The organism is Burkholderia sp. BCC0322, assembly GCF_902833045.1.
Classification (GTDB): domain Bacteria; phylum Pseudomonadota; class Gammaproteobacteria; order Burkholderiales; family Burkholderiaceae; genus Burkholderia.
On sequence record NZ_CADFDU010000004.1, the window covers coordinates 591,288 to 615,272 of the forward strand.

Below are 23,985 nucleotides of genomic sequence, written 5' to 3' on the forward strand. Positions count from 1 at the left end.
GACCGCCCGGCAGGCAGCTCATTCCCCTCAGACCTTCCACGCGGCCAGCGCATCCACGATCTCGTCGAACGACGGCCGGGTGTCGATGTCCTCGCTCACGCAAGCCGCCGCGAGCACTTCCAGCTCACGCACCCCGGCCCCGGTGTGCGGTGCGCAATGGGCGAGCAATTCGCCGAGCAGATGGCCGAACGCGCGAACTTCCAGCCGTTCGAGCCGGGCGCCATGCCGTAAGTCGCTCGTGTCGTAGAACGATGCCGCACCGAAGTCGCCCAGCAGCGCACCGCCCTCGCCGTCGTGCAGGATGTTGTGCGCATACAGGTCGCCATGCATGATGCCGCGCGCGTGCAGATGGCGTGCGGCCGATGCGATGCCGTGCGCGATCCGCACGGCCTCATCCGGCTCGAATCGCGCCTCGGCCGCATACACGTCGCGCGTGCAGGTTGCAAAGCTCGGCGGCCCGGCAAGGTTCGCGAGCGCCGGATCGCCCAGTTCCATCACGAGCCCGTGCGTACCGTCCGGATGACCGCGCACCTTGCCGATCACCGGGATCACGTTCGGGTGGCGCCCGGCATGCAGGCACGCGGCCATTTCACAGTCGGGCAGACCGTCGCTCGTCACCGCGCCCTTGAACAGCTTGACCGCGACCGCTCGCGACGCATGATCGTCCGCGCGCCATTGCGCGCGGTAAATGACGCCCGACGCGCCTTCGCCCAGCTTCTGTTCGCATGAGAGCGACGCCCAGTCGACGTCCGCGACCTCCGGCCCGGCCGACGCCGCGGCGTCCGGCGCGGCGCTGAACGGATTGCCGGAGTATGCGAGCCACGCGAGGCGCGGCAGGCGCGGCAACCAGTCGGGCAGTTGGTCCAGCCGGTTCGCCGACAGGCGCACCAGTTCGAGCGCACGGCACGCGGCCATTTCGGCAGGCAGCGCGCGCAGCCGGTTGCCCGCGAGCATCAGCTTCTGCAATCGCGAGCAGTCGCCGATCCCGGCGGGTAGCGCGTCGATTTCGTTGTCGGTCAGGATCAGCCAGCGCAGCGCACGTGGCAGCGATCCGCGCGGCACCGTGCGGATCCGGTTCGCCTTGAAGCCGATCATGTCGAGTTGAGCGCACGCGCTGAGCACGTCGGGGAAGGCGGTGAAGCGGTTGCCGGACGCGAACAGGATGCGCAGGCGATGCAGCCGCGGCAAGTCGTCCGGCAGCGCGGCGAGTGCGTTACCGGACAGGTCGAGCACTTCGAGCGTGTCGGCCAGATCGAAAATCTCGCGCGGAAACTCGGTCAGCCCGCACGCGAGCTTGAGTTGCCGGGCGCCCGACAGTTGTCCGGCCTGCAGTTGTTCGAGGGTGGTGGTCACGGGGAGAAAGCGGATGGCAGTAGCGATGGTCGTCGGACCGATCGCCCGAATTCTACCGGGATCGCTTTCGCGCACACCGCAACCCTGTCATACCCCCTTCACAAACGCGCAATGTGGCGCTAGAATTGCGCCCCTTGCAGTGCAGTGCCGACGTGGTGAAATTGGTAGACACGCTATCTTGAGGGGGTAGTGGCGAAAGCTGTGCGAGTTCGAGTCTCGCCGTCGGCACCAGATGCGGTTTCTCCGCGTTTCCAGCATTTTCAAAAACCCGCGACAGCGCATGGCCTCGCGGGTTTTTTGTTTTTATCGCGTTCGACGACACGATGCCGATGCAAGCCCGGCGCGCACCGGGAGATTCAAGCGCGGGACGGATCCGCCGCAAGCATCTCGGCGCACCCCGCTAGGCCAGCAACAGAAAATTGCGAACGACCGCCGACGGCTCGTCGCATCGCGACGCAATGGCCAGCCTTGCACGAAGCGCATTACCGGCGAACGGCCGATAGACGACACCGGCAACCTGCACCTGCGTAATCGCCTTCGGCACGACAGACACGCCGAGCCCGGCAGCGACCAGCGTCACCGCGGACGCGATTTGCGGTGCGGGTTGCGCCATCCGCGGCTCGAATCCGGCGGCGTTGCATGCGGCGACGATGTCGTCGAACAGCGCGCTGCCGGCTTCCCGCGGCACCTGCACGAACGACTCGTCGGCCAGCTCGGCCAGATCGATGCGCCGACGCCGCGCCAGCCGGTGCGCCACGGGCAGCGCGACGAACATCGGTTCCTCGTCCCAGTCCGACACCCGCAACGTCGCGGCGGCACGGCGTTCCGGCCGCACGATCGCGACGTCCAGATGCCCGGCGTCCAGCGCCTCCAGCAGGACGCGCGACGTCGCCTCCTGCAACGTCAGCTCGGCCTCCGGAAACGCCTCCCTGAAGCGGCGGATCAGATCCGACACTTTCGAATTGAACGCCGCCGTCCCGGTGAAGCCCACCCGCAGATGCCCGGTTTCCCCGCGTGCGGCCCGCCTGGCCGCCCGCGCCGCCCGCTCGGCATCGTCGAGCACGCGGCGCGCCTCTTCCGCGAAGACCTCGCCCGCCAGCGTCAGCTCGGCACCGCGCGCGGTCCGCTTGAACAGTTCCACGCCGAGTTCGCTCTCGAGCGCCTTGATCTGCTGGCTCAACGGCGGTTGCCCGATGCCGAGCGTCTCGGCAGCCTTGGTGAAATTCGACGTGGCCGCCACGGCCAGAAAGTATCGGAGATGTCGGAGTTCCATTCGCCAGGTGACCTCACGGTGAGCCGGACCGGCTCTTCAGCCAGTGGTAAAACATATCGCTACGGTTTCTTTCATATATTGGACATATACATGACGGTGCGCAAGAATTCAGGCATTCCGTCGCACATCGAGTGCACCCATGTCCTCCGCTTCGATTTCCCGATCCACGCCCGGCACGCAGAACGCCGCATCCGACGCGCTGCCTGCAGGCGTGTCCCCGCGCTCGGCCGCGTACAAGCGCATCGCGCTGGCGCTTTTCCTTGCCGGTTTTTCCACCTTCTCGCTGCTGTACTGCGTCCAGCCGCTGCTTCCCGCGTTCGCACGGGAGTTCCGGCTGGGCGCCGCATCGAGTTCGCTCTCGCTGTCGCTGTCGACCGGGATGCTGGCGGTCTCCATCCTGTGCGCCGGCGCATTGTCCGAACGCGTCGGACGACGCGGGCTGATGTTCGCGTCGATGACGCTGGCCGCGCTGTTCAATGTGCTCGCCGCGCTGTCGCCCAACTGGAACCTGCTGCTGGTCTGGCGTGCGCTCGAAGGGTTCGCGCTGGGCGGCGTCCCGGCGGTCGCGATGGCCTATCTCGCGGAAGAAATCGCGTCCGAGGGGCTCGGTTTCTCGATGGGGCTCTATGTCGGCGGGACCGCGTTCGGCGGCATGATCGGTCGGATCGGCATGAGCGCGCTGGAAGAACATTTCTCGTGGCGGACGGCGATGCTGACGATCGGCGTCATCGATCTCGTCGCGGCCGTTGCCTTCGTGATGCTGCTGCCGCAATCGCGGCGCTTCGTGAAGCGCACCGATCTGACGCTGCGTCATCATCTTCGGCTGTGGAACGCGCAACTGCATCATGCCCGGCTTCCGTTCGTGTTCGCGATCGGCTTCCTGGTGATGGGCGCGTTCGTGACGATCTACAACTACGCGGGGTTCCGGCTCACGGCGGCCCCTTTCAACCTGAGCTCGACCGAGTGCGGCCTGATCTTCGGCGCCTACCTGTTCGGGATGATGTCGTCATCGAGCGCCGGTGCGCTCGCCGATCGTCTCGGGCGCGCACCGGTGCTTGTCGGCGGCATTCTCGTATTCGCGGCGGGCCTCGCGCTGACGCTGTCGCACTCGCTCGCTGCGATCGTCGTCGGCATCGTGCTCGTCACGATCGGCTTCTTCGTCGCCCATGCGGTGGCGAGCGGCTGGGTCGGCTACCTCGCGGGATCCGCGAAGGGGCACGCTGCCTCGCTGTACCTGCTCGCGTACTATCTCGGATCGAGCGTGCTCGGCTCGGTCGGCGGGTCGTTCTGGCAGCACGGCGCGTGGGCAAGCGTCGCCGCGTATGTCGCGGTGTTGCTCGTCCTCGGACTGATGGCTGCGCGGCGATTGGCCCGCGCGTAACGGACGCGGCGGGCACCCCGCGTTTTCCGGTCAATCGCCGCCGGATTCGAGCACGTTCCGCGTAAGCACGACCGACGGAATCGTCGGCTTGAGCATCGTGCGGCGCGTCTGCGCATTCGCCCTTCTCCGGCCGAGCGCGAGCGAATGCATGACGACGATCACGATGCCAGCACATCCTCCCCCTTCACCGCATACGCCGCCTCCCGCCGCCGCAACCGCAGCGCGATCAACGCGGCCAGCACCGCCAGCGCCACACCGGCCAGAAACCCGCCCGTATAACCGACCTTCGCGGTGAGCGACAGGATCGTCGACGACGCGATCAGCTCGCCGAGATCGCGCGTGCTCTGCACGGCCGTCACGTCGGTGCCGGCCTGGTCGCTGCCGCCCGCGAAGCGCATGCCGGCCGTCATGATCGACACCGACGTGATGCCGGTCGCCAGCGAACCGAGTACCGTGCACAGCCATGCCCACGACGGCGACACCGGCAGCCACCCGCTCGCCTGAGCGAACCACAGCAGCGCGGCCGCGCCCGCACAGCTCACGCCGGCCGTAAACGCACGCCACAACCCGAGCCACCGGACGAGCCACGCGCCGCCGCCGCAACCGAGCACGACCGTCACGATGCCGCCGGCCATCCCGAGCTTCCCGATCGCGTCGAGCGACCAGCCCGCGTCGTTGAGAAACAGCTTCGACAGGCCGAAGCCCGATACGGCCGTCATCGCCGACAGCAGCGCGAGCGACAGCAGCGACCACGAACGCGGCCGCTTCGCGAAGCGCACGAGGCTTGCGTTGTGTTCGGCGTGCACGCGTGCGCGATCCGCATCGCGCGGCAGCACCCACAGTACGCACGCAAGGCTCGCGAGCGGCACGGCGGCCAGCGCGAGAAACGCGGCGCGCTGCCCGAACAGGCCGATCAGCGTCAACGTGCCGGCGCCGCCGCCGAAGAAGCCGATCATCACGCCCGCGATCTGGATCGCGTTGATCTTCGCGAGCGTGTCGCCGCGGAAGTGCTCGGCGGCCATCCCGTCGTTCGCGATGTCCTGCGTCGCGCTCGCGAGCGACGCGACGGCCAGCAGGCCGACCGCCCAGCCGGCCGTCGCGACCGTCATGCCGATCTGCGCGAGGCTGCCGAGGCACAGCACGACGAGCGCCTGCATCGGCAGCATCCAACTGCGCCGCCGGCCGATGCGCGGCGACCAGCGGTTGTCGACGACGGGCGCCCACAGGAATTTCACGACCCATGGCAAACCGACGAGCGGCAGGAACGCCAGTGCGTGAAGCGGCGCGCCGTCGTGGCGCAGCAGGGTCGGCATCGCATCCATCGCAATGCCGATCGGGATTCCCTGTGACAGGTAAAGCAGCGTGATCGTGATGACCAGGCGGCGATGTTCGAGCAGATCGCGCATCGAAGTCTCCAGTTGCATGACATTAAAAAGGTTCGACGCCGGCCGGCACGCGCGCGGCACGTATCGCGTCGCGGCGCGGACGACGCGCGGCACGCAACAGCAATGCGCCGAACGCGACGAGTGCTGCGTCGATCGGCCAGTACACGGGTTCGCCCGTGCCGAGCAGTGCGATCGCGCAGTGCGTCACGCCGGCCAGCCCGTACGCGGCGCCGGCCGCACGCATCAGCCTGCGCAGCCATGCCGCGCGATCGGCCACACCGGCCGCAAGCACGACCGCGCCGCCCCACACGGCCCAGAACAGCATCGCGAGCACATGGTCGACGTGCACGCCATCGGGTAACGCGCGCCCCGCGAACAGCAGCACGCCGCCCGCGAGCACGAGCCCGCCGCATGTGCCGACGGCGATCGCGGCCAGCCCGTTCGCGGCGCGATCCTGCTGCGCCCGCCGCCGCTCGATCCACAGATGCAGCCCCGTCGCGCACAGCGCGCACGCGGCGAGCCCCATCAGGAAATGCACGACGCGCAGCACGCCGCCCATCGCCCCCACCCAGCCGTATTGCGCGAAATGCAGCGGCTGCACCGCGATGAACGTACGCAGCCAGAAGCCGCGGCCGCGCGACGTGGCATCCGCGAGCCATTGCCCGTCCGCCGCGCGATACAGGTGACGCTCGAACACCGCCGTACTCGGCAGGCCGGCGGTCGTACCGGCAATCTCGACGCGCGCGTTCGCGTCGCCCCAGCCATGCAGCACGACCGCTTCGGGTCGGAAATCCGCGATGCGCGCCGCGTCGCGCCGCAGCAGCGCATCGAGATCGGGCGGGCGTTGCCACGCATCGCCGGCCGCGGCGGGCGGCGGCCCGCCGAGCAGTTCGGCGAACACGCGCTGCGGCTGCCCCGGATAAGCGACGCCCGCGAGCGATACCGTGCCGAGCGCGCCGAGCCCCGACAACGCGCCCGTGAACGCGAACAACACGAGCCACGGGGAGCCCCACAGGCCGATCCACGCGTGCAGGTCGAACAGCGCGGCGCGCAGCCCTTTACCGCGCCGGATACGCGCCGCGTCAGGCCAGCGCCGGTGATGCACGACCAGGCCCGCAACGATGAGCACGAGCAGCACGATGCCCCACAGGCTCACGAAGATGCGCCCGAGAAAGCCCGCGAACAGCGTCTTGTGCAGCGTGACGAGCAACGCCGCGCGTGCGCCGTCGGCCACCCGCTCGCCCGTCGCCGGGTCGAGCGCCAGCGTGCACGCCTGGCGCGCGTCGCAGAAGCGGATCGCCGGATCGTCCGGTTGCGGCAGCACAATGTGCGCATCGCGCAACGAAACGCCGAGCGCCGCGGCACGCGCGACGAGCGCATCGAGCGGCAGCAAGGGCCGCGCGACGGCGATCGACGCTGGCCGCCACCAGCCCTGCATCGAATCGGTCGCGAGACTCCAGGTACCGCTGAACAGCACGACGAACAGCACCACGCCGAACAGCGCACCGGCGCCGCGGTGCAGCGCGCGCCAGCGCGAACGCGACGAAGCATCCATGTCAGCGCCCTCCCCAGAGCATCGCGCAGGGCACGAGCACCGCGAGCCATGCCCCCGCACGCCACGCAGCCTGCCGCTGCCCGGGCGCGACAAGCACCCACAGCAGCGCGGCGACGCCCGTGGCAAGCGACAGCAGCACGGCCGCGTAGAGCCGGTTCAATCCGTCGGCCGGGTAATGACGGGCCAGCGTGACCGCCAGCGCGACCGAGCCCGGCAGCACGCCGCCGATCGCGAGCGCCGCCCGCGTACCCCAGCCGCCCGCCATCAGAACTGCCCGCGCACGGTCAGCATCACGTTGCGCGGTTCCCCGTAACGGTTGTTCCAGCCCGGGTTGCTCAGGCTCAGGTAGTACTTGCGGTCGAACAGGTTGTTGACGTTGACCGCCGCGCTCCAGTGCTTGTCGTAGCGGTAGCCGAGCCGCACGCTCGCGAGCGCGTAGCCGCCCTGGCTCATCGTGACGCCGTTCGCCTGCGCCGAGTAATTGCTCTGCACCTGCAAGCCGCCGCCGATGCTCCAGCGCCGCTCCTGCCACGGCAGGTCGTAGTTGGTCCACAGCCGGAACAGGTGGCGCGGGTTCAGCAGCGGCGCGAACGACGAGCCCGCGTTCGCGAGGTTGTCCGCATAGCGCATCGTGTCGTACGTGTAGCTCGCCCACACGCTCCACCACGGCGTGATGCGGCCGTTCGCCTCGAACTCGAAGCCCTGGCTGCGCACGCTGCCGCCGTTCACGTAGTAGCAGTTCGGCCCCGCGCACGGATGCGCGAGATCGACCTGCGGGTTGTTGTCGAGATCGATGCGGAACGCCGCGAGCGACACGTTGAGCTTGCCGCCCGCCAGTTCGCCCTTCACGCCCGTCTCGTAGGTGCGCCCCTTCACCGGCGTCAGGATGCCGCCGCCCCACATCGACTTGGTTTGCGGCTGGAACACTTCCGCATAGCTTGCGTACCACGACCAGTCGCGCGCGAAATCCCAGATCAGCCCGCCGTACGGCGTGAACTGGTGGCCGGTGTTGTAGTGCGCGCCGAGGCTGTCCTGGTTCCACCAGCTCACGCGGCCGCCGAGCACGAGCGTGACGGGTTCGGCGAGCTTGATGCGGCCGAGCCCGTACACGCCCTTCTGCGAAATGTCGTTCTGCTGCGACTGCTGGTACGGGCCAACGTCCGGCTCGGGCACGCTGCTCGGGTTCCAGCGGTACACGTTCACCGGCGTGCCGACCACGTTGCCCAGGAGTTGCGCCGACATCTGCCCGCTGCTGCTGTTCGCGTAGGTCATGCCGAACAACAGGTCGTGCGTGAGCCCGAACGCGTGCACCGGGCCCTGCACGTTCGCATCGAGGCTGCGGCTGTAGCTGCTGAACTGGTACGCGCCGCCCGTCAGCGCGCCGCCCGCGCCGGTCGCCGGGTTGATCGCGCCGTACGAGCCCGCGTATTTCAGGTCCGAGCGCACGCTCTGGTATTCGCCGCTGACCTTCGCCTTCCAGCCGGCGCCGAGCTTCTGCTCGACCGATGCGAACGCGCGCGTCGTGTCCCAGTCGAAGTGGCCCCACGCGGTGTCGAGGAACGTCGAGCGCGACAGGCCGAGGCTCGACCCGTCGCGCGCCATCGGCACGCCGGACATGTCGGGCACCGATCGGGTCGTCTGGTATTGCGCGCCGAACGTGAGCAGCGTGTCGCGCGTCACGTCGACTTCCGTGATGCCGTAGATCGACCGCGTGTCCTGCTTGGCGTGGTCGTAGAAGAAATGGCGATCCTCGTACGCGGCGACGAGCCGGCTGCGCACGGTGCCGGCCGCATTGAGCGGCCCGCCGATGTCCGCTTCCGCGCGATAGCGGTCCCAGCTGCCGACGCTCACGCTCGCGTTCGCGGAAAACTGGTACTGCGGCCGCTTGCGCACGAGGTTGACCGTCGCGGCCGGGTTGCCCGAGCCGTGCAGCAGGCCGTTCGCGCCGCGCAGGATTTCCACGCGCTCGTACACGGAGATGTCCTGCGGCGCGCTCGCCATGTCGCCGATCACCACCGGCACGCCGTCGAATTCGAACGAATCGACCTTGAAGCCGCGCACGAAATACGCGGTGGTGAGCAGCACGTAAGGCTGCACCGTCACGCCCGCCGACTGCTGCATCACTTCGTCGAGCGAGTACAGGTTCTGCTGGTCGATCCGCTCGCGCGTCGTCACGCTGACCGACTGCGGAATCTCCCTCAGCGCAAGCGGCATCTTGCCGACCGTCGCGACCGACGGATCGTCGGCCACGCCGCGCGACGCGTTCACCGAAATCGCCTTCAGCTCGCCCGCGGCGGGCTTCACGGCGGTCGTTTCCTCCTTCCGGACTTCCGCGCCGGCCGCCGGCGCCGCATCCGCGAACGCCGCCGCCGGATGCGCGGCGATCAGCAGGCCCAGATACAGCGACGAACGCCAGCGCCCTCGCCCCAAACGGGCAACGCGCGCACCCTTCGTCCTTGATCTCCCAGGTTCCAGCACCTCGTACCGCATTCACGCCCCCGTATTTGATAATCATTCTCATTATCAAATAGAACCGGCGGGCGCTTTTTCGATCGAGGGGCTTTTCCTATCGATCCCGGGCATGCCGGATCGCATTGTTCACGTCAGTGTTCGGATTCGGCCGGCCGCGCTTGCGCGTCCACGTCCGCGTCCGCTTCGGCGGCCGATGGCTTGTCGGGCGGCCGTCCGGCGCGGGCGAACGTCGCGTACCAGGTATCGGTCTCGACCAGTTGCGCGTGCGTGCCGGTCGCCCGCACCCGGCCCGCGTCGAGCACGACGATCGTGTCGGCGGCGGCCGCGAGCGCCGGCTGGTGCGTGACGACGATGCGCGTGCGCTGCCCGCGCAGCGCGACGAGGCTGTCGCGTACGCGCCGCGCACTCAGTTCGTCGAGGCTCGCGGTCGGCTCGTCGAACATCAGCACCGGCGCACGCGCCAGCAGCGCGCGCGCGAGGCACGCACGCTGGCGCTGCCCGCCCGACAGCAACTGGCCGCCCGGCCCCACGTCGGACTCGAGCCCGCCCGGCAAGCGCTCGGCGTCGCGCAGCAGGCCGACCGCGTCGAGCGCGGCGCGCAGTTCGGCGTCGGTCGCATCCGGGCGGCCCATCCGCACATTCCACGCGAGGCTGCCGCGGAACAGCCCGTTGTCCTGGAACACGAGGTTGCGCGTCGCGGCGAGCGTCGCCTCGCTCAGGTGCCGCACATCGGAGCGGCCGAGCAGCACGCGCCCGGCACCCGGATCGTCGAGCCGTGCAAGCAGGCCCAGCAGCGTGCTCTTGCCGGCGCCCGTCGGGCCGACGATCGCGACGAAGCCGCCCGCCGGGCAATGCAGGTCGACGCCGTCGAGCAGCGTTGCGCCGCTGGCCGACCGGTAGCCGACGCGCACCGCGTCGACGCTCGCATCGTGTACCGGCGTACCGCGCTCCGGGCTGTCGAAACGCGGCGCATGCAGTACCGCGAGCACGGTGTCGAGCGCGCGCCAGCCGCCGCGCAGCGCCTGGTCGAGCTGGGTGAGCTGCGCGAGCGGCTCGATGAAGCGAACGAGCAGCACGAGCACCGCCACGGCCGTCGCGGCATCGAGCCGGCCGGTCGAGACGGCCCACGCGCCGCCCACCAGCATCGCGACGAACACGCCCTGCACCGCGCCCGCGAAACCGAGCTCGATCGGCAGCGAGCGTCGCATCAGTGCACGGGTGCGGCGATGCTGCTCGTCGAACGCGTGCTGCAGCGCCGCGCGCGCGTCACCTTCCCGGCCCGCGAAGCGCAACAGCCCCTGATGCGCGGCAAAGGTCTGAAGCTGCACGGCCATCTCGCGATCGCCGGACGCGCGGGCCTGTTCGAAAGCGAGCGTCCGCGTCCCGCCGCGTTCGAGCAGCGCGAACAACAACACGGCGGCTGCCGCGAGGCACAGCGCGATGCGCCAGTCGATCCACACGAGCCCCGCGACGACCGCGAGCGGCGTCACGACCGCGCCGATCAGCGGCCCGAGCAGGTGCGCCGGCATCCCCATCGCCTGCATGACCGGCCCGCGCAGCAGCCCGGCCGGATGACTGTCGCGCACCGTCTGCCACGACGCGATGCGCGGCAGGTGCCGCACGAGGCGTTCGACGAGACCGGCCGCGAGCGCGCCGCCCGCGCGATAGCCGCCGCGCTGCGCGACGTACAGCACGAAGGCGTGGCACAGGGTCAGCGCGCCGAGCGCGATCGTCCAGTGCAGCACGGCCGCAGGCACGCCGGCGAACCATGCGCGGATCAACGGCACGAGCAGCAACCCGCAGGCGCCGTCGAGCAACGCGGCGGCCACCGCCCAGCCGACCCCGCGCCACAGCGCGCGGCGGGTTTCGGAGGGCAGGCACTGCAAACGTTTGAGCGTCTTCGTCATCATGCGGCCTCCCCGCCAGCGGCACCGCGTTCGCGCCATAGCCGCGCATACAACCCGCCCGAGGCCAGCAGCGCCGCATGCGTGCCGCGCTCGACGATGCGGCCGCGATCCATCACGAGAATCTGGTCCGCATGCCGGATCGCGTCGAGATCATGGCTGACGATCACGCGCGTGCGCGCGTCGCCGCGCAGCGCATTGCGCAACGCACGCCCGGTTTGCGGATCGAGCGCCGAGGCCGGTTCGTCGAGCAGCAGCAACGGCGCCGGCGACAACCACGCGCGCGCGATCGCAAGGCGCTGCAGTTCGCCGCCGGACAGCCGCACGTCGCGCCCGCACACGCAATCGTAGCCGCCCGGCAACGCGTCGATGCGTTCGTCGAGGCAGGCCGCGCGCGCGGCCGCGCAAATCGCGTCGCGATCGGCATCCGGCCGGTAAAGCGCAATGTTCGCGGCGATCGACACGTCGAGCGCGGCGGCCTGCTGGAACACCATCGCCACCTGTTCGCGCCGCGTATCCGACGCGAGCAGCCGCAGGTCGGCGCCGCCGAGCCCCACCGTGCCGTGGTCCGGATCCATGAAACGGGCGAGCAGCATCAGCAGCGTGCTCTTGCCCGCGCCCGACGGCCCGACGATCGCGGTGGTCGTGCCTGCCGCGATCGTCGCATCGATGCCGCGCAGGATCGACGTACCGTCGATGTCGACACGCACACCGCGCAGCTCGATCGACGCGTCGCGCGGCACCTGTGCGGTGCCATCGGCCGGCTCGGGCAGGCCCGGCTGGGCGAGCAACGCATCAAGGCGTGCAGCGGCCGCTCGCGCTTCGCGCAATGCGTCGGCGCCGTGGCCGAGCGCGCGCACCGGCGCGGCGACCGCCCAGATCAGCAGCGCGAACGCGCACAGTTCACCGACCGGCAAGCGGCCTGCCGTCAGCCCCATCGCGCCGAGCATGACCCACGCGAGCAGGAACGGCGTGCCGAGCAGCACCTGCGTGCATGCACCGGGCCCGCCGACACGGCCGACCCACGCCGAAAACGCCTGTTCGAAGCGCCCGGTCGACTCCAGCGCGGCCGCTTCGATGCCGGCGCCCGGGTACTGCCGCACGAGCGCCGGGTTCTGCGCGAGCTGTGCGTAGTCGCCCATCAGCCCTTCGAGCGCCGCGTTGCGCGCCGCGACGGCCGGTGCGAACCGCGCCGAGCGCATCCAGCGAAACAGTGCGACACCCACGACGAGCGGCACGAGCGCGAACGCGAGCAGCGCGGGATTCAGGTAAAGCAGGCACGCGAGCGCCGCGCACGGCACGACGATCAGCTGCGTGACGTCGGCCGGCGCATGCGCGACGAGCTGGTGCAGCGCACGCACGTCCTGGTCGACGTGACGCGCGACGCGATCGCTGCCCACACGGGCGAACCAGCCGAGCGGCAAGCGTTGCAGATGATCGGCGAGGCGCCTGCGCAAGCGATCGGCGAGATCGGCGTCGACACGGTGCGTCAGGTGCAGCGCGACCGTCTGCCCGCCCAGCCAGCCCACGCCGGCCACCACGGCCGCGACGAGCCAGCCGCGCGCCGATGCGTCGAGCTGCGCCGCCGCACGCCACGCGTCGGCGACCCGGCCGAGCGCGAGCCACGGCACGAGCGATGCGACACCCGCCAGCGCCTGCAGCACGACCGCCGCCACGAGCGGCACCGCGAACGGCCGCAACATCGACAGCAACGGCCCCTTCATGCGGCACGCTCCAGCAGCATGCCGAGCGTGGCCGCGCACGCGTCGCCCGGCGGCGGCTCCGGAAAACCGAGCTGCATCGTCAGTTGCTGCCAGACGCGCGTCACGTCGATGCAGCGCTGGTTGCACGCCTGCAGCCCTTCGCCCGACACGAGCCGATCGACCGCGCGCACGGCCGCCTGCGGCCAGCCGCGCGTATGAATCGCGCCCCACGTGTCGCGCGCATCGTCGCAAATCTGGATGCTCGGCATGTCGCTGCCCGCCGCGTCGCCGAAGATCGGGAACAGCCCGTGTTCGTCGATCTCCGGTTCGCGCAGCGCCGGCGCCCACCACAGCGGGCCATGCGGCGACGCGAGCGTCCACGTGCCGGCATCCGTCGTCAGCGTGATGCCGAACAGCATGCTCATCCGGCCGTCGTCGGCCGCCGCCATCTCGTTGTGCACGCGCAGCGAGACCGGCGTTTCGGCCAGCACCATCGCGCATTCGCGCATCGACGACAGGGCCGGCCCGATCGGTTCGACCGACCACGGGCCCACGCCCTGCAGCGCGGCCGCGAGCACGTCGAGCGCCGCGAAACTGGCCTGCACCGAACACACGACATCCGCATGCACCGGCGCACTCGTCTCGCGCAGCCGCCGCGCGACGGCGATGAAGCGGGAGACAACCGGCAGGTTCGGATAGAAGCTGTTGAGCAGGCAGCGGCGGCCATGACGCGACGCGGTGCGCAGCACGCGATCCCATTCGTCCGGCAGCAGCGGATGCTCGATCACGACATCGATCCCGCGTTCGAGGAGCCGGCACGCGAGCGCGGCCCCGTCGGCGCCGCGCGCCGCGCCACCGACCGCGACGCACGCCACGCGCACGTCGTCGGGCAGCGCTTCCGGACGGTCGAATACAGGCGCGCCGACGCGCGCGGCCAGCGCGGCGGTGCGCGCACTGCCTTGCCCCAGGATGCCCGCGACGCAATACGCATCGGACGCGGCGATGCCCGCCGCATAAAACTGGCCGAAGCGGGAGCCGGCCACGACGACCGGCAGCAGATGGACCTTCATTGCGCCTCCTTCAGGCGGGTGTCGACGAACGCGCCGTTCAGGCAGTCGAAATGACCGCCGGGAATATCGACGGGCGTGATGCCGCCGAGCGCCTGCGCCGTCCAGTATTCGGTGAGCGCCGCGCGCTGCTGCGGAATCAGCGGGTTGCAGCGCTCCGGCACGAACAGCCGCAGCGCACCCACGTAGGGCGCGTCGCCGGCCCAGTGGCTCGCCTGCACCGAATGCATGAAGAGCCGGTACAGCCGTTCGCGTTCGTCGAGCAGCGGATGCGCGAGCTCGTCCTGCATCGACAATCCGGCGGCCGCGCGCAGCACGCGGCGGCGCAATGCATCGAGCGGCTCGCAGCGATCGCCGAAAATCTCCAGCTGCGCCTGCAGGCTGCCGGGCGCGAGACGCGCGGGGTCGGCCTTCAATGCGTCGGCAAGCGCGTCGGCCAGCACATACGTTTCCGGAAACCCGAGCGCGTCGAGCGGCAGCCCGAGCGTCGCCGCGAAGTTGAACAGCACGAGCCGCTCGTCTTCGATCAGGTACGGAATCCGGTAGCTCGACACGATGTCGAGCGTGCGCACTTCAACGCCAAGCTGCACCAGCGACTTCGCCATTTCGAGCGCGACCAGCCCGCCCGAGCAGTAGCCGAGCACGTCGACCTCGCGCACGCCGGTGCGCCACAACGCATCGGCATAACGCCGGCCGAGCGTCGCGTTCAGGTGGCGCGCCGGCACATCGAGATAGTCCTGCGCGTCGCGCACCGCGAAGCCGAGCACCGGGCCGAGCCGCGCGAGCGCCGGCATGACCGGACGATACGCATGCACGGTGCCGAGCCCTTCGTGCACGATGACGCGCGGCACGCCGTCGCCCGGCGCCAGCGGAATCGGGCGTACGCCGGCGCGCACGCGGGGCGCAGGCGCGTGGATCACCGCCGATGCGCGAGTCGTGCGCGGGACGGCCGGTGACGATGCGCCCGCCTGCCGCTCGCCCGCATCGCGCAGGCATTGCGCGAACGCAGCCGGCGTCGGTTGCGCGAGCACCCAGCGCAGCAGCCGGTCGAACGGATGCGCTTGCGCAAGCGGTTCCTCGCCACGCAGCCTCGACACGAGCTGCGCGATCAGCAGCGAATCGCCGCCCGCGGCGAAGAAGTCCTGATCCGGCGTGACGTCGCGCGTATCGAGCACGGCTTCCCACAAGCCGATCAGCCGCGCCAGCAGCGGATCGGCGGCAGTCTGCGCGCAGGCCGGTCGAGCGGCCGCCGGCTCCGGCTCGCGGATGTCGGCGATGCCGGCCAGCGTACGGCGGTCGATCTTGCCGTTCGCGGTCACGGGCAGACGGTCGAGCACACGCAATTGCGACGGCACCATGTAGCCCGGCACGCGCTCGGCGACGAACGCCAGCAGCGCATCCGGCGCGATGCGCGCCGCGCCGCGCTTCACGTGCGCGAGCAGGATGTCGTAACCGAGCACGTCGAGCGGCGTGCCGGGTGCCACGCAACCCAGCGCACGATCGCCCCCATCCGACTGCAACCATTCGAGCCACTGCGCACGCGGCACGAACAACCGCGCCGACTCGGCGCGCGCGTCGCTCGGCGTTTCCATCATCAGCCCCTGGCTGACGCTGATCTCCGGATGCTCGGTCGTCAGTTCCTGAATCACCCACCACGCATCGGCCGCCGACAACGCACGCAGCCCGGCGACCAGCGCGACCGTGTCGCGCGCGTTGTTCAGCGCGCCGGAGCTGATCATCACGTCGATCGAGTGCGGCGCGATGCCCTGCGCGTCGAGCGGCGCATTCATGTCGAATCGCTCGAACCGCATCCACGGATACGCGGCGAAGCGCTCGCGCGCCGCCGCGAGGAAATAGCTCGACACGTCGCTGAACAGGTAGTCGATCCGTGCGCCCGCTTCGACCAGCGGCGCGAGCGCGTCGACGATCGTCCGCGTCGCCGCAGCCGTTCCCGCGCCGATCTCGAGGATTCGCCATGGCCGCTGCGGCTCGCATGCGACGATCGCGCGGACGGCCTGTGCCATCCCGTTGTGCAGTGCGTGCGCATGTTCGCCGTCGCTGTACATCGCATCGGCGATATGCGATGCGCCTTCCGGGAACATCAGGCCGGCAGGCGACACGCTGCCGTCCACCTGCACGTCGATGCATCCCGCGCTGTCGCGGAAGTAGTCGACGAGGACGGCGGGCCACAGATCGGGCGACGCCTCCTTCGCAAACGCGTCCCAGCATGCGTGCGCATCGGCGAGGCCGGCATCGGGCCGCAGACGCCAGCCGCCTGCTTCGGCATCCGCATGCAGCACGCCGTGCCTGTCGAGCATCGCGAGCCAGTGGCGCAGCAGATGCTGCCGCGCCGCCGGCACGCGCAACCGTTCGCACAACGTCGCAAAATCCGTCGCGGCATCCTCGGTCAGCGCCCCCGCCGGCACGATCCACGCGGCCAGCGACGCAACGCAGGCCGCCTCGAGCTGGGCGACCGACCGCGCCACGTCCGCATGCGCGGGCCAGCGCGCGGTGTCGAACGCCGTGCGCACGTGCTTCGCGATCTCGTGCAGCGCGTCGTCGTGCGCCAACGTCGACGGCTCGGCACCGTGCAGCGACGCGAAGCTCGCGAGCCTGCGCTCCGCGCCTTCGCCGAGCACGATCGTCGCGGCCGCGCCGACGAGCGGATGCGCGGTCAGCGCCGCATCGATCTCGGCCAGCTCGATCCGATAACCGCGGATCTTCACCTGATCGTCCTGCCGCCCAAGGAATTCGAGCGAACCGTCAGCGCGCACGCGGCCAAGATCGCCGGTGCGATAAAGCCTGCGCCCGTCGCGATGAAGAATGAAGCGTTCGGCCGTTCGCACGGGATCGTTCGCGTAACCCGTGGCAAGCCCCACACCGCCGATATGAATCTCGCCGCGCACGCCGGGCGGGCACGGCCGGCCGAGTGCGTCGAGCACTTCCATCGTCTGCCCGGTCAGCGCGCGGCCGTATGGAATGCTGGCAAGCTGCGTGTCCGCCGGACAAATCGGATGCTCGATCGACCAGATCGATGCCTCGGTCGCGCCACCCAGGCTGAACAGCGCGCTGTCGGGCCAGCGCCGCCACCAGCGCGTGGGCAGCGTCACCGGAATCCAGTCGCCCGACCACAGCACGCGGCGCGGGCCGGGCACGTCGAGCGCCGGTTCGCCGTCGAGGTAGTCGATCAGCATCTGCCCTTGCGCGGGCACCGAGTTCCACAGCGTCACGCGATGGCGCACGATCAGCTCGGCCCAGTGCGACGGATCGTTGCCGCGCGCCGGATCGGGCAGCACGACGCACGCGCCGCGCGCGGTCGCGCCGAAGAAGTCGTAGACGGACAGGTCGAAGCTCAGTTCGGCAAGGCCGAGCACCACGTCGCCGTCGCCGACTCGATGGCGCGCGCTGATGTCGGCAAGCGTGTTGCACACGGCCGCGTGGCTCAGCATCACGCCCTTCGGCTCGCCGGTGGAACCCGACGTATAGATCACATACGCGAGCGCGTCGCCGTCGATATCGCACGCAGCGCGCGGCGGCCATTGCGGATCGGCCGGCAACGCATCGATATCGATGCGCACGCAACCATCATGTTCGAAGTCGAGCGCCTGCACGCTGACGACCGCACGCACCCGGGCATTGCGCAGGATCGCCTGTTGCCGCAGCGCCGGCTGGCGGCAGTCGACCGGTACGTACGCGGCCCCCGCCTGGACGATCCCGAGCACGGCCGCGAGCTGGTTCGCACACTTCGGCATCAGCACGGCAACGGTGTCGCCCGGGCCGGCGCCGGCCTGTTCGAGCGCGGATCGCAGCGCCGCAGCGTGTTGCGCGACGTCGCGATACGTGCGCGCGCCCTGCGCATCGATCACCACCGGCGCATCGGGCGTACGCAACGCCTGCGCGGCGAAGCCGGCCGCGATATGCGTATCCGCATCCGGGTGGACATCGGCAACGGGTGCGTCGCACGGCAGCACGATGTCGCCCGCGCGCGACCACCATTCGGCATCGGCGGCGAGCCGGCCCAGCAGCGCGACATACGCATCGAACATCGCCGCGGGCATTCCGTCCGGAAACAGTTCGTCGCGCACGTCCCAGCCGATTTCCAGTCCGCCGAACTGGTCGGTCACCTGGCAGTCGAGCCAGACCTGCGGCGTCTGACTGATCATGTAGCGCGGCGGCTCGGCGCGAGACGGGTGCTCGCCGAGCAGGCGGCCCACACTGCCGATGCCGCTCGTGAACACCACCGGCATCAGCGCCGCATCCTTGCCGCGCCGCCGCGCGAGTTCGCGCATCACGTCGACGCCGGTAAACGCGCGATGGTCGAGATCGTCGAACATCCGCGCGCCGATCGTGCGGGCGCGCTCGACGAAATCGCGCCCTTGCGTCGCATCGACCGCGAGCAGGCTCAGTGCGGTGAAATCGCCGAGCACCGCGTCGATGCGCGGATGCACGGGCGGACGGTTCAGCACCGTCAGGTTCAGGCAGAACGCGGGCGACTGGCTCCAGCGGCCGACGACCTCGGCGAACGCGGCCAGCGCGACACTTGCCGCGCTCAGCCCGAAGCGGCTCGCGTGGCCGCTCAGCGCGCCCCATTGCGCACGATCGAGCCGCGCATGCCGGTGCGTGAAACGCGGCCGCGCGTCGGCACGCCTCGCAGGCACCACCGGCAGATCGGGGCGCGCCGGCAGATCGTCGATGCGCGCCAGCCACCACGCCTTGTCGCGCGCCTGATCGGCGCGCGTGCCGGCATGGGCTTGATTGACGACATAGTCACGGAACGTCGCGTCGAGCGGCGCGGGCTGCCATTGCGGATCGTCGTAACGGCGCCGCCATTCGGCGAGCAGCAATTGCAGGCTCGCGTAATCGATCAGCGTGAAATCGACGGACAGGTGCAGCACCGCGCCATCCGGCCCGAGGCTCACTTCCGGCTGCAGCACCGGCCAGCGATCGAGCGCGTGCACCGCATGGTCGAGGCGCCCGCGCACGCTGCCTACATGCGCGTCGAATGCGTTCGCATCGGCATCGCGCAGGTCGTGCACCGTGAGCGGCTGCCACGGCACGTCGGGCAGCACGCGCTGCCATGCGTTGTCCTCGACGATCGCGCGCAGCATCGGATGCCGCACGACGCACGCATTCCACGCCGCCTCGAAGCGCACGCAGTCGAGATTCGCGGGCTCGCCGTATTCGACGTACAGATGGCACGCATTGCCGCCGAACTCGAACGATTCGTGCCGGCCGAGCACGTACGCGGCCTGCACCGGCGTCAGCGCGAACCGCTCGTGCCGGCGCGCCGGATCGCTGCGCCACGCGCCGTCCTGCAGGAAGCGGACGAACGCGTCGCGTTCGGCCTTGATGCGCGCGGCCAGCTCCGCATCGAGTGCGCCGGCCGGCGCGCGATAGCGCAACTGGCCGCCGTCGTCGCACCATAGTTCGATCTGGCGTTCGCGGCAAAGATCGAGCACGTCATCGAAGCTCACAGCACGCCCTCCTCGATCGCGGCGACCGGTGTGCCGCCCTCGGCCTTCGACGCAGGCACCGCCGATGCTGCCTCGTCAAGCTGCGCGGCGAGACCCGCGAGCGTCGGCTGCCGGTAGAACGCAGCCATCCCGACCCGCACGCCGAGCCGCTCGCGCAGCTGCGCGAGCAGGCGCGTCGCGAGCAGGCTGTCGCCGCCGAGCGCGAAGAACGTCGCGTCGCGCGCGTTCGCCGGGCGGCCAAGCGCGTGCTCCCAACACGCGAGCAGCGTCGCCTGCCGTTCGTCGGCCGGCACGAACGCATCGTGGGCGGCCGGCGCATCGCCGAGCGCTCGCGCAAGCGCGTCGCCTACCGCCCGTCGATCGATCTTGCCGTTCGCGTTGAGCGGCCAGCGCGCGATGCACCACAGCGCATCGGGACGCATCGCGTCGGGCAGCCGGTCGCGCAACCAGTCGGCCAGCGCCGCTTGCGGAGCCGCCTCGCCGACACGGCGTGCGTCGATGCACGCAAAGGCAGTCGAGCGCCAACTCCGGGAATCGTCCAGCGCAAAGCCGCACGCGTGCGCCGCCGACGCCAGCGCATCGTGCGCGAACGGCCGCGGCAGCGACGCATCGCCCGTCACCCCCGCGACGAGCTCACGCAGCGGCGAATCGCGCAGCACGTCGGCGAGCAGCAAGTGGCCATGCTGCGCCAGCAACGCCGCTGCGATCCGGAACGTGTCGCGCGGATCGTCACGCAGGTGGGCCGCCGCGAAGCTGATCACGCAATCGAACCGGCCGAGATGGCGCGCGGGCAGCAGGCCGTCCTGCATCGCCTGCAGCGTCGGCGTCGTGTGTACGAAGTACGCCTGCGCGTTGTGCAGCAGGCCTGGCGACGCGTCGAACAGCGTCACGTCGAAGCGCGGATCGTCAAGCACGCCGAGCCCCGCATCGAACCATTGCCCGGCACGCGCGTCGAGCACCGCGACCCGCACCGGTTCGGTGTGCGCGGCGGCCAGGGCCTGCAGCGCATCGCCAAACTGGCGCAGCGCGCGTGCGCCATCCGGCAGGCGCGCCGCGAACGCGAGCGGCGCGATCCGCGGATCGAGCGGCACACGCCGCGCGGCGCCTTCAGGGTCGGCGGCGAGCACGCGCAGCGAGCCGGTCAGGTCGTCGAGATCGGCGGCATGCCAGCCGAGCAGATCGAGCGCGCCGTCGATCGAAATCGCTACGTCATCCTTTGCATGCCCATGCGCGCGCAGCGACGGCGGCCAGCCCGTATCGCCGTCGACCAGCCGATCGGCGACCGCGCGCGCGACGGCTACTTCCGCGTGCACGGTATCGGCCAGGTCCGCTTCCACGAGCGCGGGCGACGACGGCGTGGCATCCGCTGCGCGATCGGCCGGCACGAACGCAGCCGCGATACGCGCGGCTTCGCCGCCAACGACGCTTGCGCACGCACCGTCGATCAGCGGATGCGCGGCCAGCGCCGCCTCGATCTCGCCCAGTTCGATCCGGTGCCCGCGCACCTTCACCTGGCGATCCTCGCGCCCCAGGAATTCGAGCGTGCCGTCGGGCCAGTAGCGGCCACGGTCGCCCGTGCGATACCAACGGCCCGACGCCTGCTGCACGAAACGCTGCGCGGTCAGCTCGGGATCATTCCGGTAGCCGCGCGCGAGGCTGTCGCCGCCAATCAGCAGTTCGCCCGGCACATAATCCGGCACATCGCGGCCATCGGCGTCGACGACACGATAGGCCTGCCCCGGCAACGGCCGGCCATACGGAATCGAACGCCAGTGCGGCGGCACGTCGCGCACCGTCTGCACGTTCGACCAGATGCCGGCCTCGGTCGCACCGCCGAGCGCATGGAAAGCGCAGGCGTCGCCGCACCGTTCGCGCAGACGCGCCGGCAGGTCGAGCGCGATCCAGTCGCCCGACAGCAGCGCCGCGCGCACGCTGCGGCACGCGTCGGCCGCAGCGGGCACCGCCAGCACCATTTCCAGCAGCGCGGGCGCCGAATTCCACAGCGTCACGCGATGCTGCGCGATCAGCTCGATCCAGCGCACCGCGTCGCGCGCGTCATCCTGGGTCGGCAGTACCAGCTCGGCGCCCGCGCCGAGCACGCCGAACAGGTCGTACACCGACAGGTCGAAATCGAGCGCCGAGACCGCGAGCAACCGGTCTTGCGCATGCACGCCGAGCAGGGCATCGATCGCATCGATCGTGTTGAGCGCCGCGGCGTGCGTCATCTCGACACCCTTCGGCACGCCCGTCGAGCCGGACGTGTAGATCACGTAAGCGGTGGCCTGCGGCGCCACCGCGAGCGGCGCGGCCAGCGGTTCGTGCCGCATCAGCGCCGCGATGCCGAAATGCGGCAGCGGCGCATCGGCGAGCGTCGCGTCGCCGATCGCGGCCTTGACACCGGCCGCACGCTCGATCAGCGCCTTGCGCGCGGGTGGCTGAGCGATATCGAGCGGCACGTAGCACGCGCCGGCGGCCAGCACGCCGAACACCGCGGCCACCTGTGCGGGCCCGCGCGGCAGACTGATCTCGACGGCATCGCCGCGACCGATGCCGGCCGCCCGCAGGCCACCCGCGATCGCCAGCGCCTGCGCAGCCAGTTCGCCGCGCGTCACCACCTGCTCGCCGCAGCGCAATGCGACGGCCTCCGGCTCGCGCGCGGCCGATGCGAAGAAGTCCGCATGCAGCGTGCGCGGCCGCGCGGATGCAGGCACTGCGTTGAGCGCATCGCGCACGCGCCGCTGCGCGGACGGCAGCTCGACTGCGATCGGCAGCCGCCAGTCGCGATCGCACAGCGCCTGCACGAGCGCGACATACGCGCCGAACATCGCATCGATCATGCCGTCGGGAAACAGGCCGTCGACGCTGTCCCACGCGAGCAGCGCGCCATCGGGCACGCGATAGAGCTGATGGTCGAGCCATACCTGCGGCGTCTGCGAAATCATGTCGTGCAGATCGCCGAACACGCGCGCGAACGCGTCGGGCACGAACGGCGCGTCGCCGAGATTGCACGAGAACACGACGGGCGCTGCGCGCGGCGCGCCCTGCCGGCGCGCATCGCGCAGCACTTCGAGCGCCGGATAGGCTGCCTGTGCGATCGCGCCGTGCAGTCGCTGCTGGAGCGCGCGCACCGTGTCGGCCGCGCTCGCGTCGGCGCGCATGTCGCATTCGACGAGCAGCAGCGTCGTGAAATCGGCGATCACGCGGCCGAGGTCGGGCGCATCGCCGTGCCGGTCGAACAGCGGTACGTTGAGCAGGAACGCCTGCCGGCCGCTCCAGCGCGCGAGCACCGCGGCGAACGCCGCGCCGAACACCGACGACAGCGTGACGCCATGCTGCGCGGCCCGCGCCTGCAGGCGCGCGAGTTCGGCCGTGCTCAGCGTATGCGCGACGCGGCTGAAACGCGGCGCACGGATCGTTTCCGGCGCACAGGCAAGCGGCAATGCCGGCCCTTCGGGCAACGCGGCAAGCCGCGCATGCCAGGCATCGCGCGCCGCGGCCCGCGCTTCGCGCGTATCGGCCGCGCGACGCGCGAGCCAGGCCGGGAACCACGTCGACGGCGCATCGGGCAACGCCGATGGCTCGGCATACGCGGCGCCGATCTCCTGCATCAGCAGCCGCACGCTGTCCACGTCGGCCGCGAGCAGGTCGACGCTCAGCCACACGCGATCCTCGCCGCCGGGCATCTGCACGAGCCCCATCATGAAGACCTGCGCGTGCTCGACGTCGAGACATTCGTGCGACCGGCGCGCGCGAAGCGACTCCCATTCGGCTTGCGCATCGGCGGCCATCTTGTCGCGCCAGTCCGCATGCGCGAACACCGGCGCGTCCGGCGCCGCGACGATCTGCTGGCGGCCACCGCTGAAGCGCGCGCGCAGCATCGGATGGCGCGCACGCACAAGTTGGCACGCCGCATCGAGACGAACGGGATCGATCGCGCGGCTGCGAAACTCGAGGAACGCGTGACAGCTCACGCCGCCGAGCACTTCTTCGTCACTGCGGCCAAGCCAGTACGCCTGCTGGACCGCGGACAAGTCGAACGGCGCATGCACGTCGACCTCGGCAGCCTCGGCCGCCCCGACGTCGGGCATCGCGGGCGCGACGCGCGGCGCATTCGCGAGCAGCTCGGCCCACGCGCCGAGCGTCGGCGTGCGCGCGAGCGCATCGAACGTCAGCGCGTAACCGAGGCGATTCACGCGCGTCTGCAGATACATCAGCCGGATCGAATCGAGGCCGCAGCTCAGCAGGTCCTCGTCATCGTCGAGCGACGCGATTTCGTCGACGGGTTCGTCGAGCAGCTCGGCGATCATCGCGACGAGCTGCGAGCGAAAGGCTATGGGAGAAAAACGGGAAGGATCGGAATGATCGATGCTGGAATCGACAGCGGTCTGGCTCATGGGCACGCCTTGTATGGGTCGTTC

General features: G+C 70.4%; 13 protein-coding genes and 1 tRNA gene. 2 read left to right on the forward strand and 12 right to left on the reverse strand.

Annotated elements, in window-relative coordinates; all coding sequences use genetic code 11:
- Positions 1–27: 27 nt before the first annotated feature.
- On the reverse strand, positions 28–1,353 hold the full coding sequence (locus HWX39_RS15910) for a protein kinase (protein ID WP_175968953.1): 1,326 nt from the start codon (positions 1,351–1,353) through the stop codon (positions 28–30).
- Between the two features lie 146 nt (positions 1,354–1,499).
- Here HWX39_RS15910 and HWX39_RS15915 point away from each other — a divergent pair.
- A tRNA-Leu gene (locus tag HWX39_RS15915) sits at positions 1,500–1,584 on the forward strand.
- Between the two features lie 169 nt (positions 1,585–1,753).
- On the opposite strand, the gene HWX39_RS15920 is transcribed toward HWX39_RS15915, so the two are convergent.
- On the reverse strand, positions 1,754–2,626 hold the full coding sequence (locus HWX39_RS15920; RefSeq protein WP_175968954.1) for a LysR family transcriptional regulator: 873 nt from the start codon (positions 2,624–2,626) through the stop codon (positions 1,754–1,756).
- Between the two features lie 139 nt (positions 2,627–2,765).
- Here HWX39_RS15920 and HWX39_RS15925 point away from each other — a divergent pair, with 139 nt between their 5' ends.
- Positions 2,766–4,007: an MFS transporter gene (locus HWX39_RS15925; RefSeq protein ID WP_175968955.1), complete on the forward strand. Its 1,242-nt coding sequence runs from the start codon at positions 2,766–2,768 to the stop codon at positions 4,005–4,007.
- Positions 4,008–4,037: 30 nt separating this feature from the next.
- On the opposite strand, the gene HWX39_RS36655 is transcribed toward HWX39_RS15925, so the two are convergent.
- The 10 genes from HWX39_RS36655 to HWX39_RS15970 all read right to left on the reverse strand — a co-directional run bounded on the left by HWX39_RS36655 (position 4,038) and on the right by HWX39_RS15970 (position 23,961).
- On the reverse strand, positions 4,038–4,169 hold the full coding sequence (locus HWX39_RS36655) for a hypothetical protein (RefSeq protein ID WP_279613085.1): 132 nt from the start codon (positions 4,167–4,169) through the stop codon (positions 4,038–4,040).
- Positions 4,166–5,413, reverse strand: coding sequence for a RhtX/FptX family siderophore transporter (locus tag HWX39_RS15930; protein WP_175968956.1), 1,248 nt, complete (start codon positions 5,411–5,413; stop codon positions 4,166–4,168). Before HWX39_RS15930 ends, HWX39_RS36655 begins: the two co-directional genes overlap by 4 nt.
- 22 nt (positions 5,414–5,435) lie before the next feature.
- Complete coding sequence (locus HWX39_RS15935) at positions 5,436–6,947, reverse strand: PepSY-associated TM helix domain-containing protein (RefSeq protein WP_175968957.1); 1,512 nt, start codon at positions 6,945–6,947, stop codon at positions 5,436–5,438.
- Between the two features lies 1 nt (position 6,948).
- Complete coding sequence (locus HWX39_RS15940; RefSeq protein ID WP_175968958.1) at positions 6,949–7,212, reverse strand: hypothetical protein; 264 nt, start codon at positions 7,210–7,212, stop codon at positions 6,949–6,951.
- Positions 7,212–9,338, reverse strand: a complete 2,127-nt coding sequence (locus HWX39_RS15945) for a TonB-dependent siderophore receptor (RefSeq protein WP_175968997.1) — start codon at positions 9,336–9,338, stop codon at positions 7,212–7,214. The genes HWX39_RS15940 and HWX39_RS15945 overlap by 1 nt, the downstream gene beginning before the upstream one ends.
- Before the next feature lie 212 nt (positions 9,339–9,550).
- Positions 9,551–11,326, reverse strand: coding sequence for an ABC transporter ATP-binding protein (locus tag HWX39_RS15950; protein WP_175968998.1), 1,776 nt, complete (start codon positions 11,324–11,326; stop codon positions 9,551–9,553).
- On the reverse strand, positions 11,326–13,047 hold the full coding sequence (locus HWX39_RS15955) for an ABC transporter ATP-binding protein (protein ID WP_175968959.1): 1,722 nt from the start codon (positions 13,045–13,047) through the stop codon (positions 11,326–11,328). The genes HWX39_RS15950 and HWX39_RS15955 overlap by 1 nt, the downstream gene beginning before the upstream one ends.
- Positions 13,044–14,096, reverse strand: coding sequence for a Gfo/Idh/MocA family oxidoreductase (locus HWX39_RS15960; protein ID WP_175968960.1), 1,053 nt, complete (start codon positions 14,094–14,096; stop codon positions 13,044–13,046). The genes HWX39_RS15955 and HWX39_RS15960 overlap by 4 nt, the downstream gene beginning before the upstream one ends.
- Positions 14,093–19,567: a non-ribosomal peptide synthetase gene (locus tag HWX39_RS15965; protein WP_175968961.1), complete on the reverse strand. Its 5,475-nt coding sequence runs from the start codon at positions 19,565–19,567 to the stop codon at positions 14,093–14,095. The genes HWX39_RS15960 and HWX39_RS15965 overlap by 4 nt, the downstream gene beginning before the upstream one ends.
- Positions 19,564–23,961, reverse strand: coding sequence for a non-ribosomal peptide synthetase (locus HWX39_RS15970; RefSeq protein ID WP_175968962.1), 4,398 nt, complete (start codon positions 23,959–23,961; stop codon positions 19,564–19,566). The genes HWX39_RS15965 and HWX39_RS15970 overlap by 4 nt, the downstream gene beginning before the upstream one ends.
- Positions 23,962–23,985: the final 24 nt, after the last annotated feature.